This window comes from Aeromonas sp. sif2416 (assembly GCF_019218665.1).
Lineage (GTDB): Bacteria > Pseudomonadota > Gammaproteobacteria > Enterobacterales > Aeromonadaceae > Aeromonas > Aeromonas encheleia.
Map to the genome: position 1 here is coordinate 114,981 of NZ_JAHUXC010000003.1, position 14,692 is coordinate 129,672.

13 protein-coding genes and 1 other RNA gene are annotated in these 14,692 nt (G+C 65.2%); 6 read left to right on the plus strand and 8 right to left on the minus strand.

The annotated features are described in order from the left end of the window. Nucleotides 1–64: 64 nt before the first annotated feature. Nucleotides 65–1,264, plus strand: coding sequence for a multidrug efflux MFS transporter EmrD (gene emrD / locus KW821_RS06745; protein WP_218290895.1), 1,200 nt, complete (start codon nt 65–67; stop codon nt 1,262–1,264). A 128-nt stretch (nt 1,265–1,392) separates the two neighbouring features. Here emrD and KW821_RS06750 read toward each other — a convergent pair whose 3' ends face one another. The 8 genes from KW821_RS06750 to zapA form a co-directional block, all read right to left on the minus strand. Then, the gene (locus tag KW821_RS06750) at nt 1,393–2,535 is read right to left on the minus strand and encodes a Gfo/Idh/MocA family protein (RefSeq protein WP_218290896.1); all 1,143 of its coding nucleotides are present in this window, start codon (nt 2,533–2,535) and stop codon (nt 1,393–1,395) included. Further along, nucleotides 2,532–3,629, minus strand: coding sequence for a sugar phosphate isomerase/epimerase (locus tag KW821_RS06755; RefSeq protein WP_218290897.1), 1,098 nt, complete (start codon nt 3,627–3,629; stop codon nt 2,532–2,534). The genes KW821_RS06750 and KW821_RS06755 overlap by 4 nt, the downstream gene beginning before the upstream one ends. 78 nt (nt 3,630–3,707) lie before the next feature. After that, nucleotides 3,708–4,661, minus strand: coding sequence for a substrate-binding domain-containing protein (locus KW821_RS06760; protein WP_218290898.1), 954 nt, complete (start codon nt 4,659–4,661; stop codon nt 3,708–3,710). Between the two features lie 109 nt (nt 4,662–4,770). Next, complete coding sequence (locus KW821_RS06765; RefSeq protein WP_218290899.1) at nt 4,771–5,763, minus strand: ABC transporter permease; 993 nt, start codon at nt 5,761–5,763, stop codon at nt 4,771–4,773. Beyond that, nucleotides 5,744–7,231, minus strand: coding sequence for a sugar ABC transporter ATP-binding protein (locus tag KW821_RS06770; RefSeq protein WP_218290900.1), 1,488 nt, complete (start codon nt 7,229–7,231; stop codon nt 5,744–5,746). The genes KW821_RS06765 and KW821_RS06770 overlap by 20 nt, the downstream gene beginning before the upstream one ends. A gap of 51 nt (nt 7,232–7,282) precedes the next feature. After that, nucleotides 7,283–8,299: a LacI family DNA-binding transcriptional regulator gene (locus KW821_RS06775; protein WP_218290901.1), complete on the minus strand. Its 1,017-nt coding sequence runs from the start codon at nt 8,297–8,299 to the stop codon at nt 7,283–7,285. A 206-nt stretch (nt 8,300–8,505) separates the two neighbouring features. Continuing rightward, a non-coding RNA gene (gene ssrS / locus KW821_RS06780) (6S RNA) lies at nt 8,506–8,688 on the minus strand. A gap of 16 nt (nt 8,689–8,704) precedes the next feature. Beyond that, on the minus strand, nt 8,705–9,037 hold the full coding sequence (gene zapA, locus KW821_RS06785; protein WP_042652432.1) for a cell division protein ZapA: 333 nt from the start codon (nt 9,035–9,037) through the stop codon (nt 8,705–8,707). A gap of 173 nt (nt 9,038–9,210) precedes the next feature. Here zapA and KW821_RS06790 point away from each other — a divergent pair, with 173 nt between their 5' ends. The 5 genes from KW821_RS06790 to gcvH all read left to right on the plus strand — a co-directional run bounded on the left by KW821_RS06790 (nt 9,211) and on the right by gcvH (nt 14,557). Continuing rightward, entirely contained in the window at nt 9,211–9,780 is a 570-nt protein-coding gene (locus KW821_RS06790; protein WP_042652431.1) for a UPF0149 family protein, read from the plus strand. A 207-nt stretch (nt 9,781–9,987) separates the two neighbouring features. Then, nucleotides 9,988–11,211, plus strand: a complete 1,224-nt coding sequence (gene ubiH, locus KW821_RS06795) for a 2-octaprenyl-6-methoxyphenyl hydroxylase (RefSeq protein WP_218290902.1) — start codon at nt 9,988–9,990, stop codon at nt 11,209–11,211. A 92-nt stretch (nt 11,212–11,303) separates the two neighbouring features. Next, nucleotides 11,304–12,539 carry an FAD-dependent 2-octaprenylphenol hydroxylase gene (locus tag KW821_RS06800; protein ID WP_218290903.1) on the plus strand — a complete coding sequence of 412 codons (1,236 nt, stop codon included), beginning with the start codon at nt 11,304–11,306 and terminating at the stop codon, nt 12,537–12,539. 452 nt (nt 12,540–12,991) lie between these two features. Beyond that, complete coding sequence (gcvT, locus tag KW821_RS06805) at nt 12,992–14,089, plus strand: glycine cleavage system aminomethyltransferase GcvT (protein WP_218290904.1); 1,098 nt, start codon at nt 12,992–12,994, stop codon at nt 14,087–14,089. Nucleotides 14,090–14,167: 78 nt separating this feature from the next. Continuing rightward, nucleotides 14,168–14,557: a glycine cleavage system protein GcvH gene (gene gcvH / locus KW821_RS06810; protein WP_042652427.1), complete on the plus strand. Its 390-nt coding sequence runs from the start codon at nt 14,168–14,170 to the stop codon at nt 14,555–14,557. Nucleotides 14,558–14,692 lie beyond the last annotated feature (135 nt).

Genomic DNA, 14,692 nt, shown 5'->3' on the forward strand with positions numbered 1-14,692 from the left:
GGATCCCCTTCGCAGCTATCTGCCAGGGGTGCGGCAGCTTTTTGATGATTTGCGGGACTGAGATATGTATCGGCACAGTTTTTACCCCCTATTTCTTCTGACCATTCTGATGGTCGCCGTGGGTCAGATGACCCAGACCCTGTATGTGCCCTCCATTCCCATGATGGCGGGGGACTTCGATGTGGCCTCCGGCCAGCTGCAGGCGGTGATGGCCTGTTACCTCATTCCGTACGGGCTCTCCCAGTTTGTCTATGGCCCGCTGTCGGATCGCATCGGCCGTCGCCCGGTGCTGCTCATTGGCATGATGGTGTTTCTGGTGGGTACCCTGACCATTCAGCTGATCCCGAGCTTCATGGCGCTGCTGATCGGCAGCTTCATTCAGGGGCTGGGCACAGGTGCCGGTGGCGCCATGAGCCGCACCGTGATGCGCGATCGTTACAGCGGCGCCGAGCTGAACCGGGCCAACAGCCTGGTGAGCATGGGAGTGATCTTCTCCCCGCTGCTGGCGCCCGTGCTGGGGGGCTGGCTGACCGAGCTGTTCAACTGGCGCGCCGGTTACTGGTTCCTGTTCGGCTTCGGCGCCTTGACCACCCTGGCCCTGCTGGCCTGGTTTGGTGAGACCCTGTCGGTGACCGCGCGTCAACAGCCACTGCGGGTGGGTGCCGCCTATCGCCACGTGCTTGGCAACCCGCGCTTCCAGGGCAACCTGCTCTGCCTGATGGCGACCTTCGCCGGCCTGGCGGTGTTTGAGGCGGCGGCGGGCGTGCTGCTCGGCGACGTGCTGAAGCTGAGCGCGCGCACCGTGAGCGTGCTGTTCGTGCTGCCGCTGCCCGGCTACCTGTTCGGCGCGTGGCTCTCCGCCAAGCTGAGCTTCCGCCTGAGTCAGGGCAAGCTGATGCGCCTTGGCATCGTCTTCCTGGCGCTGGGCTCGCTCATCATACTGGTGCCTGGCCTGTTCGGGCTGGTGAGCGCGGCCTCCCTGGTGGGCGGCGCGGCGGTTTACTTCATCGGCAGCGGCATCCTCTACCCGACCGCCACCTCCTGCGCCATCGAGCCCTTCCCGGGGCAGGCGGGGACCGCCGGCGCCATCCTGGGGGGGATGCAGAACCTGGGGGCGGGTATAGTCACCCTGCTGGCCGCCTGCTTCCCGATGGAGGGGCAGGTGACCCTGGGCGCCATCATGACGCTGATGGTGTTGCTGGTGGTGCTGAGCTTCACCTGGCTGCGTCACCATGGCTCGCCCCACGAGCAGATGGCTGTCTGAGTGCATCGAAGATAGGTGAAGAGCCCGCCCTCGTCGGCGGGCTTTTTATTGTCCGGTGTTGGTGCCAGCAGGGGGAGGGCCGCCGTCCGGGCTGCTAGCGATAGGCCCCTCCTGCTGCCATTCAGGCGTCAGGAGATCTTGAGCCAGCGCCCGGCGGCGTGACTGGCCAGGCTGGCCTCGATGAAGCGCATCCCCGCCACCCCGTCCTCCACCGTGGTGAGGGCCAGGCTCTCGGGGGGCGGCGCCAGACCGGCTGCCAGGGCGTGGATCTGCAAGGCCGCGTCTGTGTAGAGCTGGGCGAAGGCCTCCAGATAGCCCTCGGGATGACCGGCGGGCACCCGGCTGGCGTGGCGCGCCGCCGCACTCTCCACCCGGCCCCGGGTCAGCCGCTGGCTGGCCCCGCCAATGGGGGTCAGCCAGAGCGCATTGGGCTCCTCCTGCCGAAAGATGAGGCTGGCCTTGTCGCCATAGAGGCGGATCTGCAGCCGGTTCTCCTCGCCGCTGGCGACCTGGCTGGCGTTGAGCGACCCGCGCATTCCCTTGGGGTAGCGCAACCAGACCTGCAGATGATCGTCCACCAGCCGCCCCGGCACGAAGCTGTGCAGCAGGGCGGCGAGCTCGCTCGGCAGTTGCCCGGTGATGAAGGCCGCCAGCTGGTAGGCGTGGGTGCCGATGTCAGCGAGGCAACCCGCCCGTCCGGCGCGGGCCGGATCGGCCCGCCAGTCCGCCTGCTTGTTCTGACCGGCGGGGATGGGGTTGGCGAGCCAGTCCTGCAGGTACTCCACCTGCACGTAGCGCAGCTCACCCAATTCACCGGCGGCGACCAGCTCGCGGGCGTGGCGCACCATGGGGTAGCCGGAGTATGTATGGGTCAGGGCAAACAATCGCCGCTGTTGGCGGGCGAGCCGGGCGAGCTCCTCCCCCTCGGCCAGGGTCAGCGCCAGCGGCTTGTCGCAGATCACGTGGATGCCGGCTTCGAGAAAGGCGCGCGCCACCGGGGCGTGCAGGTGGTTGGGGGTGGTGATGGCCACCACCTCGATGCCGTCGGGCCGGGCCGCCTCAGCCTGGGCCATCTTGGCGTAATCCTCGTAGGCGCGGGCCGGATCCAGCCCTAGGGCGAGGGCGCTCGTCCGGGCGTTGGCGGGATCGGCGGAGAGGGCCGCGGCAAGCAGCTCATAGTGATCGTCCATGCGGGCCGCCAGCCGATGCACGGCGCCGATGAAGGCCCCCTGGCCGCCCCCCACCATGCCCAGACGCAGTCGTCTCGTCATTTTTTCTCTCCCATCTTGCCGCCCGAATTACCGCTCAAGCTATCGCCGAGGCCGAGCAGGCTTCTGACCGCCTCCCGCGCCAGGCCGCTGCCGGCGAAGTCATCGAAGGGGCGCTCGGCGACCCGGATCAGGTGACGGCGGATGAAGTCGGCCCCCTCGGCGGCGCCATCCTCCGGGTGCTTGAGGGCACACTCCCACTCCAGCACGGCCCAGCCGGGGTAGTCGTACTGGGCGAGTTTGCTGAAGATGGCGCCAAAGTCGATCTGGCCATCCCCCAGGGAGCGAAAGCGTCCCGCCCGCGCCAGCCAGGGGGCGTAGCCCCCATAGACCCCTTGCCGCCCCGACGGCCTGAATTCGGCATCCTTCACGTGGAAGGCGCGCACCCGCTCGTGATAGTGGTCGAGGAAGGCGAGGTAATCGAGCTGCTGCAACAGCATATGACTGGGGTCGTAGAGTACGTTGACGCGAGGATGTTCGCCGGTCGCCTCGAGGAAGCGCTCCAGCGTGGTGCCATCGAATAGGTCCTCCCCCGGATGCAGCTCGTAGCAGACATCGACCCCGGCCTCGTCAAAGGCCTGCAGCAGGGGGAGCCAGCGCCGGGCCAGCTCGGCGAAGGCCTCCTCGATGAGCCCGGCGGGCCGCTGGGGCCAGGGATAGAGATAGGGCCAGGCGAGGGCGCCGGAGAAGGTGACGTGGGCGTTGAGTCCGAGCCGGCGGGAGGCGAGGGCGGCCGCCTTGAGCTGGTCGGCGGCCCATTGGGTGCGGGCGGCGGGCTTGCCGCGCACCGCCGCCGGGGCGAAGCCATCGAACAGGCTGTCATAGGCGGGGTGGACGGCCAGCAGCTGGCCCTGCAGATGGGTGGAGAGCTCGGTGATGACCAGCCCCCGCTCGGCCAGCAGGCCGCTTATCTCGTCGCAATAATCCTGGCTGCCAGCCGCCAGGCCCAGATCGAACAGGCGCGGGTCCGTCGGCAGCTGCAGGCCTTGGAAGCCGAGGCCGGCGGCCCAGTCTGCCAGGCCGGTGAGCGTATCGAATGGCGGCTGCTCCCCCATGAACTGGGCGAGGAAGATGGCCGGTCCCTTGATGGTCTTCATGGGCACTCCTGAATAAGAAGAGGGATGAGTCTCAGGACGACAGGCTGGCGACCGGAGCCTCCGGTCGCCAGCCATCCCTTAGAACGGGGAGTCGGGGAAGTAGAACTCCTTGGCCGTTTGCGGGGTGATCAGCACCGAGGGGATGATGGTGTTGGCCGGCAGGCGCTCGCCCTTGAGGCGGGCCTCTGCGGTCAGCATGATGGCGTCATACATGAACTTGGGGGAGTAGGAGACGTTGGCCTGGATGCGAGGATCGCTGCCGTCCATCAGGGTCTTGATCGCCCCCTTGGCCCCGGCGCCACCAAACACCAGCTTGATGTCGGTACGCTTGGCCTGATCGATGGCCTTGAGCACCCCCACCGCCATGTCGTCATCGGCGGCCCAGACGGCGTCGATGTGCTTGAAGCGGGTCAGGAAGTCCTGCATCACCTTGAAGGCATCATCCCGGTTCCAGTTGCCATATTTGGCGTCGAGGATCTTGATGCCGCCATGCTGCTTCATCACCCCGCTGAAGGCCTCGAAGCGCTCGTTGTCCAGGGTGGTCGGAATGCCGCGCAGGGCGACTATGTCTCCCTTGCCGTTGAGGGTCTTGGCCATGAACTCGGCCGGCAGCTTGCCAAAGGCGGTGTTATCCCCGGCCACGTAGGCATCCTGGGCGCTGACGTCGGTCAGCCCCCGATCGACCACGGTGACATAGACCCCCTTCTGCTTGACCTGGGCGACCGGCTTGGTCAGGGAGGCTGACTCAAACGGGAAGATGACTAGCGTGTCTATCTTGTTGACCGTCAGCAGATCCTGCAGCTGGTTGGCTTGCTCTGGGGCATTGGCGGCGGTCTTGACGATCACCTTGAGATCGGGATTGACCTTCTCCAGATCCTCCTTGGCCTTGTTGGCCCACCAGACGATGCCGGCGGTGAAGCTGTGGGTCGCGGTCGGGATGGAGACCCCCAGGGTCATCTTCTCGGCCGCCGAGGCGCTGCCGGCAGCGATCATAAGGGCGCAGGCGCCCAGGGTATGTAGCATCTTGTTCATCTTGATAGCCTCTTGACTGTTGGGCTTGCGCCCGTTCCTTGTCGCTGGCGAGGGAAGACCCCGCCGCTCGTTTCACTGCCGTTTCTTCGCCTTCCTGTCCACAACAGTCTCAACGCCTGTGTTGCATGAAGGCGACCATGATGATCACGATGCCCTGCACGGCGGCATTGAGGTAAACACTGATGATGCTGGTCAGATTGAGGATATTGCTGATGACCGACAGCAGTATGGCACCCACCAGGGTGCCGAAGATGCGCCCCTCGCCCCCCTTGAGGGAGGTGCCCCCCACCACCACGGCGGCGATGGCCTCCAGCTCCCACAGCAGCCCGGTGGTGGGGGTGGCGGAGCCGAGACGCGGCACATAGAGCAGGGTGGCGATGCCGACGCAGAGCCCGAGCAGCGCATAGGTGATCAGCTTGACCTGATCGACCCGGATGGCAGCATAGCGCGCCACCTGTTCGTTGGAGCCGATGGCCTGCACATGGCGGCCGAAGGCGGTGCGGTTGAGCAGCAGCCCCCCCGCCAGCGCCACCAGCAGCAGGACCCAGACCGGGATGGGAACGCCCAGCAGGCTGCCGTAATAGACGGGGCTGTAGCTATCGCTGAGGGCATCGTCCAGGGTCAGGGCGCCGCCATCGGCCAGATAGGTCAGGACGGCCCGAAAGATGCCGAGGGTGCCGAGGGTGACGATGAAGGGCTCAATCTTGCCCCTGGTAATGAGCAGGCCGTGACCGGCGCCAAACAACAGGCCGAGCAGCAGGGCCAGCCCTATGCCGAGGATCACCACCAGCAGGGGGGCATCCGCCAGCGCCCCGGCGCCGAGCCGGTTCATGACGAGGATCATGGCGCCGGCGATCAGGGCGGCCATGGCGCCGACCGAGAGATCGATGCCGCCGGACATGATCACGAAGGTCATGCCCACCGCTATGATGCCGATGAAGGCGGTGCGGGTCAGCACGTTGAGCAGGTTGTCCAGGGTGGCGAAATCGGGGTTGAGCAGGGTCCCGAGCAGGCACAGCAGGATCAGCCCCAGCAGCGGGCCCGTGCCCGATAGCAGGGAGAGTAACCGCTCTTTGCGGCTTTCAGTGGGTACCTGTTGCATAGGCGATCAACTCCTCTTCGGTCAGATGATGGGCGGGCAGCACCGCCTGGAGGCGGCCGGCCCGCAGCACGGCGACTCTGTGGCACAGGCCGATCAGCTCGATCAGCTCGCTCGAGATGACGATGACGGCGCGCCCCTCGGCGGCCAGTCGCTGGATCAGGAAATAGATGTCACGTTTGGCACCGACATCCACCCCCCGGGTGGGCTCGTCGAGGACGATGACCCTGGGGTCCGGGTGCAGAAACTTGGCGAGGGCCAATTTTTGCTGATTGCCCCCCGACATCATGCGGGCCCGGGCCGAGTGGGAGCCGGCCTTGATGCCGAAATCATTGATAGCCTTGCTGAGGGCCGCCCGCTCCGCCCCCTTGTCCAGCCAGGGGTGGGCATAGCGTGCCAGCGTCATCAGGGTGAGGTTCTCGGCCAGCCCGAGCTGCAGGTGCAGCCCCTTGCCCTTGCGATCCTCCGGCAGATAGGTGAGCCCCTGGCGCACGGCGGCGCGCGGGCTGTCGATGCGCACCTCCTTGCCTGCCAGCTGGATCCTGCCCGCCTTGCGCTCACGCAAGCCGAGGATGGCCTCGAAGGCCTCGGTGCGGCCGGCCCCTACCAGCCCGGCGAAGCCATAGATCTCGCCGCTGCGCACCTCAAAGTCGAGATCCTCCACCCAGCCGGGGACGCAGAGCCCGCTCACCGCGAGGGCGATCTCCGTGCCCTCCGGCGGCAGCAGCCTGGGCGGGAACATGTCCGACATCTCGCGCCCCACCATGAGGTTGGCCATCTGCTGACGGCTGAACGACGATGTCTCGCCCCGGCTGACGAAGCGGCCGTCGCGCATGACCACCACCTCGTCGGTGATGCGCTGGACCTCGTCCAGCTTGTGGGAGATGTAGATGATGGTGGTGCCCTGCGCCTTGAGCCTGGCGATGAGGGCGAACAGCCGCGCCGTCTCCCCCGGGGTCAGGGTGGCGGTCGGTTCATCCATGATCAGCAGGCGGGCCTGGCGTGACAGCGCCTTGGCGATCTCCACCAGCTGCTTCTCCGCCACTATGAGCTGGCGCACCCTGGTGGCGGGGGCGCGTTGCAGCCCGACCAGCTCCAGATAGTGCTGTGCCTGGGTCGCCATGGTGCGCTCGTCCAGCAGGCCGCCCCGGGTCAGCTCATGGCCGAGGAACAGGTTCTGGGTCAGGGTGAGGTGCTCGGCCAGGTTGAGTTCCTGGTGGATCAGCACTATGCCCGCCTGCTCCGCCTCGCGGGAGGAGTGCCAGCCGCGCACCTCGCCATCGATGCGGATCAGCCCGGCGCTGATCGGCTCGTAACCGGCGAGGATCTTCATCAGGGTGGACTTGCCGGCGCCATTCTCCCCCAGCAGGCCGTAGACCCGCCCCGGCGCCAGGCTGAAGTCGACCCCGTGCAGCACCCGGATGGGCCCAAAGTCCTTGCAGACGCCGCTAAATTCGACACTGAGGCTCATCAGTTTCTCCTGTTGTGATCAGCCAGAATGGCCTGCTTGTGGGGGCTTGCATCAGGCGCTCCCTCTGCTGACGAGCCGATGGGGGAGCAGGCGGCTGGTCAGCGGGGTGTCGGGGGCGTTCAAGCGCTGCAGCAGCAGGCGGGCGGCCTCGGCACCGAGCTCGTCCATGGGTTGCGCCATGGTGGTGAGCGGCGGATTGAGCTGGGCGCTCATGGCGATGTCATCGAAGCCCATGATGGCGATGTCGTCCGGGATGCGCAGCCCCGCCTCTTGCAGGCTGTGCATCAGGCCGATGGCCAGCGCATCGGCGACGGCGAAGACCGCGGTCGGGCGTTGTGGGCAACGGAGCAAGCGCTGCGCCGCCTCGGCCCCGGCCAGGAAGCTGAAGCTGGTGACCCGGATGTTCCACTCTTCCTTCAGGGTCAGCCCGGCCTCTGCCAGGGCCTGGCGGACCCCTGCCTCGCGCTGGCGGGCGTAGAGGTAGGCGGGATCCGCGCCTATCAGCGCGATGCGGCTGTGGCCCCGGCTCAGCAGATAGCGGATCGCCTCCGCCGCCGCCGCCTGGTTATCTATGCCCACGTAGGGAACCGGCATGGCAGGGTCAAACTCACAGCAGGCGACCCAGGGCAGCGCGTTGATCTCCTGGCTCAGCCCCAGTTGGATGGAGTCGGGATCCAGACAGATGGCGCCGTCGGCTCTGTGGGTGCGCAGCAGCTCGAAGGCCGAGCGCTCCCGGCCCGGATCGGCGCCGGTGTCGCACAGCAGCACGAAGTAACCGTGCTGGCGGGCCACCCGGTCTATGCCGCGCACTATCTCGATGTAGAAGGGGTTGGTGAGGTCGGGCACCATGATGAGCAGCAGCCAGCTTCTGGCGGTGCGCAGGCTGTTGGCCAGCTGATTGACCCGGTAGCCGAGCTCCTCGACGACGAGGTTGACCTTGGCCTGGGTCTTGCCGGTGACCCCCTCCTGATGGTTCAGCACCCTGGAGACGGTGGCGACCGACACCCCGGCCCGCGCCGCCACGGCGGCCATGGAGATGGGATTGACGGGGGCGGGGGTGCGGCTCATTCCAGCTTCCTGTGTTTAAAATGTAATCGATTACATTTTTAGGTGAGACCGGGAGAGTTCGCAAGGATGAAGTAACAAAAAAATAACAAATAGATATCACATTGATATTGTGCGTATTTTTAATAGAGGTTTTGCGGTGTTGGAGGGGCTGGGCGCGGGCCGCGGATAAAAAAAGCCCGTCATCATGATGACGGGCTTTTTACTGTAGGTACCCCGGAGATGCCGTTGCCGGTTTGGGCCCTTGAACCGTGAGTTCAAGGCGGAGATCTAAACTGACCGCAGGCTTCTCGGTCGGGCCGAGCATGCGCAATAGTCAGAAGATAGAACTCCTGTTGGGTATAATTATCGGCTCGGGGACTTGAACCGGCTGACGCACATCCCAGGGAATTTTAAAACGGGTCGCGTTTAGGGCTGCAGGCCCTGCTCGCTGGAATCACCATATTGTCCATGCTCGATCAAGGCCGCTTCGATGGTGCGCTGCAGCATCTTGATCCGCTTGTCCATGGTCTCAGAATATTGGTGGTTCTTGTCTTTTTCAAGGCAGAGCTCATGACAGAAGTTGAGCGCCGCCATGATGGCAAGCTGTTCATTGCTGGAGACCTTGGAGCGTTGACGCAGCTCGATAAGCTTGTCACTCAGCTGGTCGGCGGCCTGGCGCAGGGCATCCTGCTGTCCCAGGGGACAGGATACCTTGTAGGGACGTCCCAAGATGACGATTTCTACGGCCTCTATGCTCATGCCTTCCTCAATACGGCGGGGCTGATTTCCGCCTTTATCCACGTGGACAACTGGGCGGGACTATATAGCGCAGATACAGAAGTTTCAAGGCCTTGCTGGCCCTGGAAGGGGGAGAATGCTAGGATCCTTGCCATAAATTTTGCATATTTGCCTGAACTTTGAGCGGATCTTCGATGAGCAAAACGAACCCCCCGAAATACGCGGTCGTGGCCGACCTGATGGAACAGCACGAGCTGATGGCTACGGCTGTCGAGGCCCATGGCGTGATCTGTGGCCTGGTCTGCGGTGGCGTGGCACTGGATGACAAGAGCTGGTTGCCCCCCTTCAACGATCTGGTCAACGACGGTTTCGGCCTGCCGGCACCGGTGCGCCAGCTGATGACCGATCTCTATCACGAGGTGATCGAGAGCCTGATGGCCCAGAAAGGGGTCGAGCTGCTGTTGCCAAGCGACGAGGAGCCGCTCGATGAGCGTATCGACGCCCTGGTGGACTGGTCCCAGGCCTTCCTTGCCGGTTTCGGCGTGGTGCAGCAGGAGCTGTCCAAGGCCTCGGAAGAGCTGCAGGAGATGATCCAGGATATCGCCAGCATCACCCAGGTCTCTGCCGAATTCGATCAGGAGGATGACGAGAACGAAGCTTCCTTCCTGGTGCTCTACGAGCACGTGCGCCTCGGGGTCATGATGACCTTCGAAGAGTTCGGCAAGCGCCCCGATGCCCCGAACACGCCGCCGACCCTGCACTGATCTCCGGGACTGTGCCCGTCATTGCATGAAAAGAGCGCCGAAGGGCGCTCTTTGTGTATGGGAGCGTTGTATTGGGGAGGGCCAAGCCTGGCAGCGGATTGCCCGGCTAAGCGATGGCCCAGAATCGGTTTTTGCCCGTGGCTTCGCATCCCGCCCCCCGGCTTTGTGATAGCATGAGCCCATGTTTTAGCTGCTTCCCCTCATCTCATGTCTCAATCCTCTCTGGTTCACGTCGATGTGGCTATCGTCGGCGGTGGTATGAGTGGCGCCGTGCTGGCGCTCTCCCTCGCGGCCCTGCGCGGGCCGACCGGTGCGCCCCTGCAGATCCTGCTGCTGGAGGCGAGCGCCCCCGAACTCAATGCCCATCCCGGCTTCGATGCCCGTGCCATCGCCCTCTCGGCCGGTACCTGCGAGGCGCTTGAGCGCCACGGTCTCTGGTCCCGCTTCGCCCCTCACTGCGCCCCCATCACCGACATCCACGTCTCGGACAGGGGTCATCCCGGCCAGGCCAGGCTGTCGGCTGCGGAGTACGGACTGCCCGCGCTCGGTCAGGTGATCGAGTTGTCGGCGGCGGGCATCGAGCTGCAGCGGGGGATCGCCGCCTGCCCCCATATCCGGATGTGCTGCCCGGCCCAGCTCTCGGCCATTGAGCCGCTCGAAGAGGGGGTGGTCCTGACCCTGGCGAGCGGTGAGCGTTACCAGAGCAGGCTGCTGGTGGCGGCCGATGGGGGCAACTCCTTCGTGCGCCAGCACTTCAAGTTGGCGGTGACCCGCCACGACTACGAGCAGAGCGCCATCATCGCCACCGTCAGGACGGCGCAAGATCCGGCCGGCCGGGCGTTCGAACGTTTCACCGAGGGGGGGCCGCTGGCGCTGCTGCCGATGCAGGACGGGCTCTCCTCCCTGGTGTGGAGCGTCGCCCGAGCCGAGGCGGATGCACTGATGGCGCTGGATGACGCCGCCTTCCTGACCCACCTGCAGCAGGCCTTTGGCTGGCGGCTCGGGCGCTTCGAGCGCAGCGGCCAGCGCCACCTCTATCCACTGGTGTTGACCGCCGCCGACTACCCGCTGGCCCAGCGCACCGTGCTGGTGGGCAATGCCGCCCATCTGCTGCACCCCATCGCCGGGCAGGGCTTCAACCTCGGCATGCGCGATCTGGACTTGCTCACCCAGGCGGTGGCCCAGGCGCTGGCGGCCGGGGAAGAGATCGGCAGCTTCGGGGTGCTGAGCCGCTACTGGCGGCGGCGCCAGGAGGATCAGGCCCACACCATCTGGCTGACCTCGTCCCTGGCCCAGCTCTTCTCCAATGGCCACGCACCCCTGGTGGCGGGCCGCAACCTGGCGCTCTCCCTGATGGGACGGCTGCCCTGCCTCAAGGCACCGCTGGCAGCCCAGACGCTGGGGTTCGTCAGCCAGACGGCGACAAGGTGAGGGATGCGTCGAGCGTCCGACCGGCAGGCCAGACCTGCCCCGGTTTATGTTCCCGGTGGCCCGGTGCGGCCGGGTATGAAAGGAAATAGATGATGCAAATGCAGACGGTGGATGTGGTGATCGTGGGTGGTGGCATGGTGGGCCTTGGGCTCGCCGCCGCGCTCAGGGAGAGTGCGCTCAAGGTGGTGGTGGTGGAGGGGCAACTGCCCGATCCCGCGCTCGGGGACGCGCCGGACAACAGGGTCAGCGCCCTGAGCCTCGCCAGCCAGCAGATACTGCAAGGGGTCGGTGCTTGGGCCGGGATCGCGGCGCGGCGCCTGCAGCCGTACGACAGGATGCAGGTGTGGGAGCAGGACAGCTTCGGCCATATCGACTTCGATGCCGCCAGTCTGCGCCAACCGGCACTCGGCCACATCGTCGAGAACAGGGTCATCCAGCTGGCGCTGCTGGATGCCATTGCGGGGGCGAGCAACATCAGCCTGCTCACCCCGGCCCGGGCCGCCAGCCTGCAGAGCGGCCCGGCGGGCTCAGTCCTGCTGCTGGACGACGGCCGTGCCCTCTCGGCCAGGTTGGTGGTGGCGGCCGACGGGGCCCACTCCTGGGTGCGTCGCCAGGCCGACATCCCGCTCACCAGCTGGGATTATGGCCACCACGCCCTGGTGGCGACGGTGCGCACCCAGGAGCCCCATGAGGCGGTGGCGCGCCAGATCTTCACCCCGGACGGCCCGCTCGCCTTCCTGCCCCTGTGGCAGCCAGATCTCTGCTCCATCGTCTGGTCGGTGCCCGCCGCCCGCGCCGAGGCGCTGTGCGCCTGCGATGACGAAAAGTTCAACCGCCAGCTCACCACGGCATTCGACGGCCGGCTGGGACTGTGCAAGGTGGAGGGGGCCCGCAGCGCCATCCCGCTCACCGCCCGCTATGCCCGCGATTTTGCCCGCGAACGGCTGGTGCTGGTGGGGGATGCGGCCCACACCATACATCCGCTGGCGGGGCAGGGGGTCAACCTGGGCCTGCTGGATGCGGCGGCCCTGGCCGAGCAACTGCTGCGCAGCCACAGCGCGGGGGTGGACATCGGCCTGCTGGCCAACCTGCGCGGCTACGAGCGCTGGCGCAAGAGCGAGGCCGCCCGCATGCTGGCGGCGATGGAGGGGCTCAAGCGGCTGTTCAGCGGCAACCATCCGCTCAAGAAGCTGATGCGCGGGGTGGGGCTGCGGGCGGTCGATGGGCTGACGCCGCTCAAGCAAGGGGTGATCCGGGCCGCCATGGGGCTGGACGGTGAGTTACCCGCCTTGGCCAAGGGGAAAAATTTGCCGACCCGGCTGAAGTAAGAGGGTGATCCGGGCCGGACGGCGAGCCGCCGGCGCTAGCCAAGGGTGAAAAAATCTAATATTACTCGGGGTTTTTAACAACAAAACTAATCTGACGAGGCTGATTGCCCCTGCGGGGTGTCAGCCTTTAATGTTGGCGCCAGGCGAAACGTTTTTCTGCAAATTGTGACGGAACGGTAAAAATCAACATTAAATCTCGCAAATGTCGGTCATGTACTGTTTTTATCACTGTTTTTACCTTAGTGTCTGGTGTCAGTTTGCCGTGAGCGGATTAGTTTTTTTTGAGCGGCGCCCTAGCGCTCTTGTCATATAATCCGCTCCGTTCAAGGAATCACTCTTGCCCGCAAGGGCGGGAACGAGCACAGACCTTGTGATCCTGTCTCCCTTCCTGATGTTCAAGCGAGATGGGACGGATTGCGAGTGTTGTCGCTAACGCTTAAGGAAACACAGCGATGATCCAGACTACTGTACTGCATCCCAAACACCTGGAAGCTGGCGCCAAGATGGTGGACTTCCACGGTTGGGAAATGCCCATCAACTACGGCTCCCAGCTGGAAGAGCACCACGCGGTGCGCACCGATGCGGGCATGTTCGATGTCTCCCACATGACCATCGTCGACCTGACCGGCGAGCGGGTCAAAGCCTTCCTGCAACACCTGCTGGCCAACGACGTGGCCAAGCTCACCGTCCCCGGCAAGGCCCTCTACAGCGGCATGCTCAATCCGGACGGTGGCGTCATCGATGACCTCATCACCTACTACCTGACCGATACCTTCTACCGCCTGGTGGTGAACTCCGCCACCCGCGACAAGGATCTGGCCTGGATCCGCCACCACGCCATCGACTTCGCCGTGAGTGTGACCGAGCGCCCCGAGCTCGCCATGATCGCGGTGCAGGGCCCCAACGCCAAGGCCAAGGCGGCCAAGGTGTTCAACGCCGAGCAAAACGCGGCCGTCGCCGGCATGAAGCCCTTCTTCGGCGTGCAGGCGGGGGATCTGTTCATCGCCACCACCGGCTACACCGGGGAAGATGGCTACGAGATCGTGGTGCCCGAGCCGCAGGCCTGTGCCCTGTGGCAGGCGCTGCTGGATAACGGCGTGGCCCCCTGCGGCCTGGGTGCCCGTGACACCCTGCGTCTGGAAGCCGGCATGAACCTCTACGGCCAGGACATGGACGAGAGCATCAGCCCGCTCGCCGCCAACATGGCCTGGACCCTGGCTTTTGAACCTGGTGACCGCCAGTTTATCGGCCGCGCCGCGCTGGAGGCCCAGAAGGCCGCCGGTACCCAGCCCAAGCTGGTGGGCCTGGTGATGGAAGAGAAAGGGGTGCTGCGTGCCGGCATGCCGATCACCTTCACCAGCGCCAGCGGTGAGTCTCGCGAAGGTGTGATCACCTCCGGCTCTTTCTCCCCCACCCTGGGCTACAGTATTGCCCTGGCGCGGGTGCCCCGTGACATCGGCGCCGAGGCCCAGGTGGAGATCCGCAAGAAGCTGGTCACCGTCAAAGTCACCAAGCCGGCCTTCGTCCGTAACGGCCAGCCCCTGGTGTAATCATCCATCGCGGCGAAGGGGTGCCCCTTCGCCGAACCATTTTTGTTGAAGCGATCCAAGAGCATAAAGGAAGCACAAATGAGCCATATCCCGAGCGAACTGAAATATGCCACCTCCCACGAGTGGGTCCGTGTTGAAGCCAACGGTGAGGCCGTGGTCGGTATCACCGAACACGCCCAGGACTTGCTGGGAGACATGGTGTTTGTCGATCTGCCGGAAGTGGGCAAGCAAATTGGCGCCGGTGAAGACTGCGCCGTGGCCGAATCGGTGAAAGCCGCCTCCGACATCTACAGCCCGGTGAGCGGCGAGATCATCGCCATCAACGAAGAGCTGGAAGGCAGCCCCGAGCTGGTCAACTCCGACCCCTACGGCGCCGGCTGGCTGTTCCGCATCAAGCTGGATGACGCCGCTGAGCTGGCCAACCTGCTGGATGCCGAAGGCTACCAGAACGTGGTAGACGAAGAGTAAGACTGTCGGGCCCTGCAATGATTTGCAGGGCTTTTTTGTATGACAGCCCACCGGCGTCCGTCGCTAGGTGGACGGGGTGAAGTCGCCCGCGCCAATCCGCTTGTCACCCGCATCAGGGGGGTGAGCCGGCGCCAG

Excerpts from the sequence above, each read along its gene's own strand:
- gcvT (WP_218290904.1), top strand. The coding sequence starts at position 12,992 with ATGATCCAGACTACTGTACTGCATCCCAAACACCTGGAAGCTGGCGCC.
- gcvH (WP_042652427.1), top strand. The coding sequence starts at position 14,168 with ATGAGCCATATCCCGAGCGAACTGAAATATGCCACCTCCCACGAGTGG.
- KW821_RS06750 (WP_218290896.1), bottom strand. The coding sequence starts at position 2,535 with ATGACGAGACGACTGCGTCTGGGCATGGTGGGGGGCGGCCAGGGGGCC.
- KW821_RS06765 (WP_218290899.1), bottom strand. The coding sequence starts at position 5,763 with ATGCAACAGGTACCCACTGAAAGCCGCAAAGAGCGGTTACTCTCCCTG.
- KW821_RS06770 (WP_218290900.1), bottom strand. The coding sequence starts at position 7,231 with ATGAGCCTCAGTGTCGAATTTAGCGGCGTCTGCAAGGACTTTGGGCCC.
- KW821_RS06790 (WP_042652431.1), top strand. The coding sequence starts at position 9,211 with ATGAGCAAAACGAACCCCCCGAAATACGCGGTCGTGGCCGACCTGATG.
- KW821_RS06775 (WP_218290901.1), bottom strand. The coding sequence starts at position 8,299 with ATGAGCCGCACCCCCGCCCCCGTCAATCCCATCTCCATGGCCGCCGTG.
- KW821_RS06760 (WP_218290898.1), bottom strand. The coding sequence starts at position 4,661 with ATGAACAAGATGCTACATACCCTGGGCGCCTGCGCCCTTATGATCGCT.
- ubiH (WP_218290902.1), top strand. The coding sequence starts at position 9,988 with ATGTCTCAATCCTCTCTGGTTCACGTCGATGTGGCTATCGTCGGCGGT.
- KW821_RS06800 (WP_218290903.1), top strand. The coding sequence starts at position 11,304 with ATGCAAATGCAGACGGTGGATGTGGTGATCGTGGGTGGTGGCATGGTG.
- emrD (WP_218290895.1), top strand. The coding sequence starts at position 65 with ATGTATCGGCACAGTTTTTACCCCCTATTTCTTCTGACCATTCTGATG.
- KW821_RS06755 (WP_218290897.1), bottom strand. The coding sequence starts at position 3,629 with ATGAAGACCATCAAGGGACCGGCCATCTTCCTCGCCCAGTTCATGGGG.
- zapA (WP_042652432.1), bottom strand. The coding sequence starts at position 9,037 with ATGAGCATAGAGGCCGTAGAAATCGTCATCTTGGGACGTCCCTACAAG.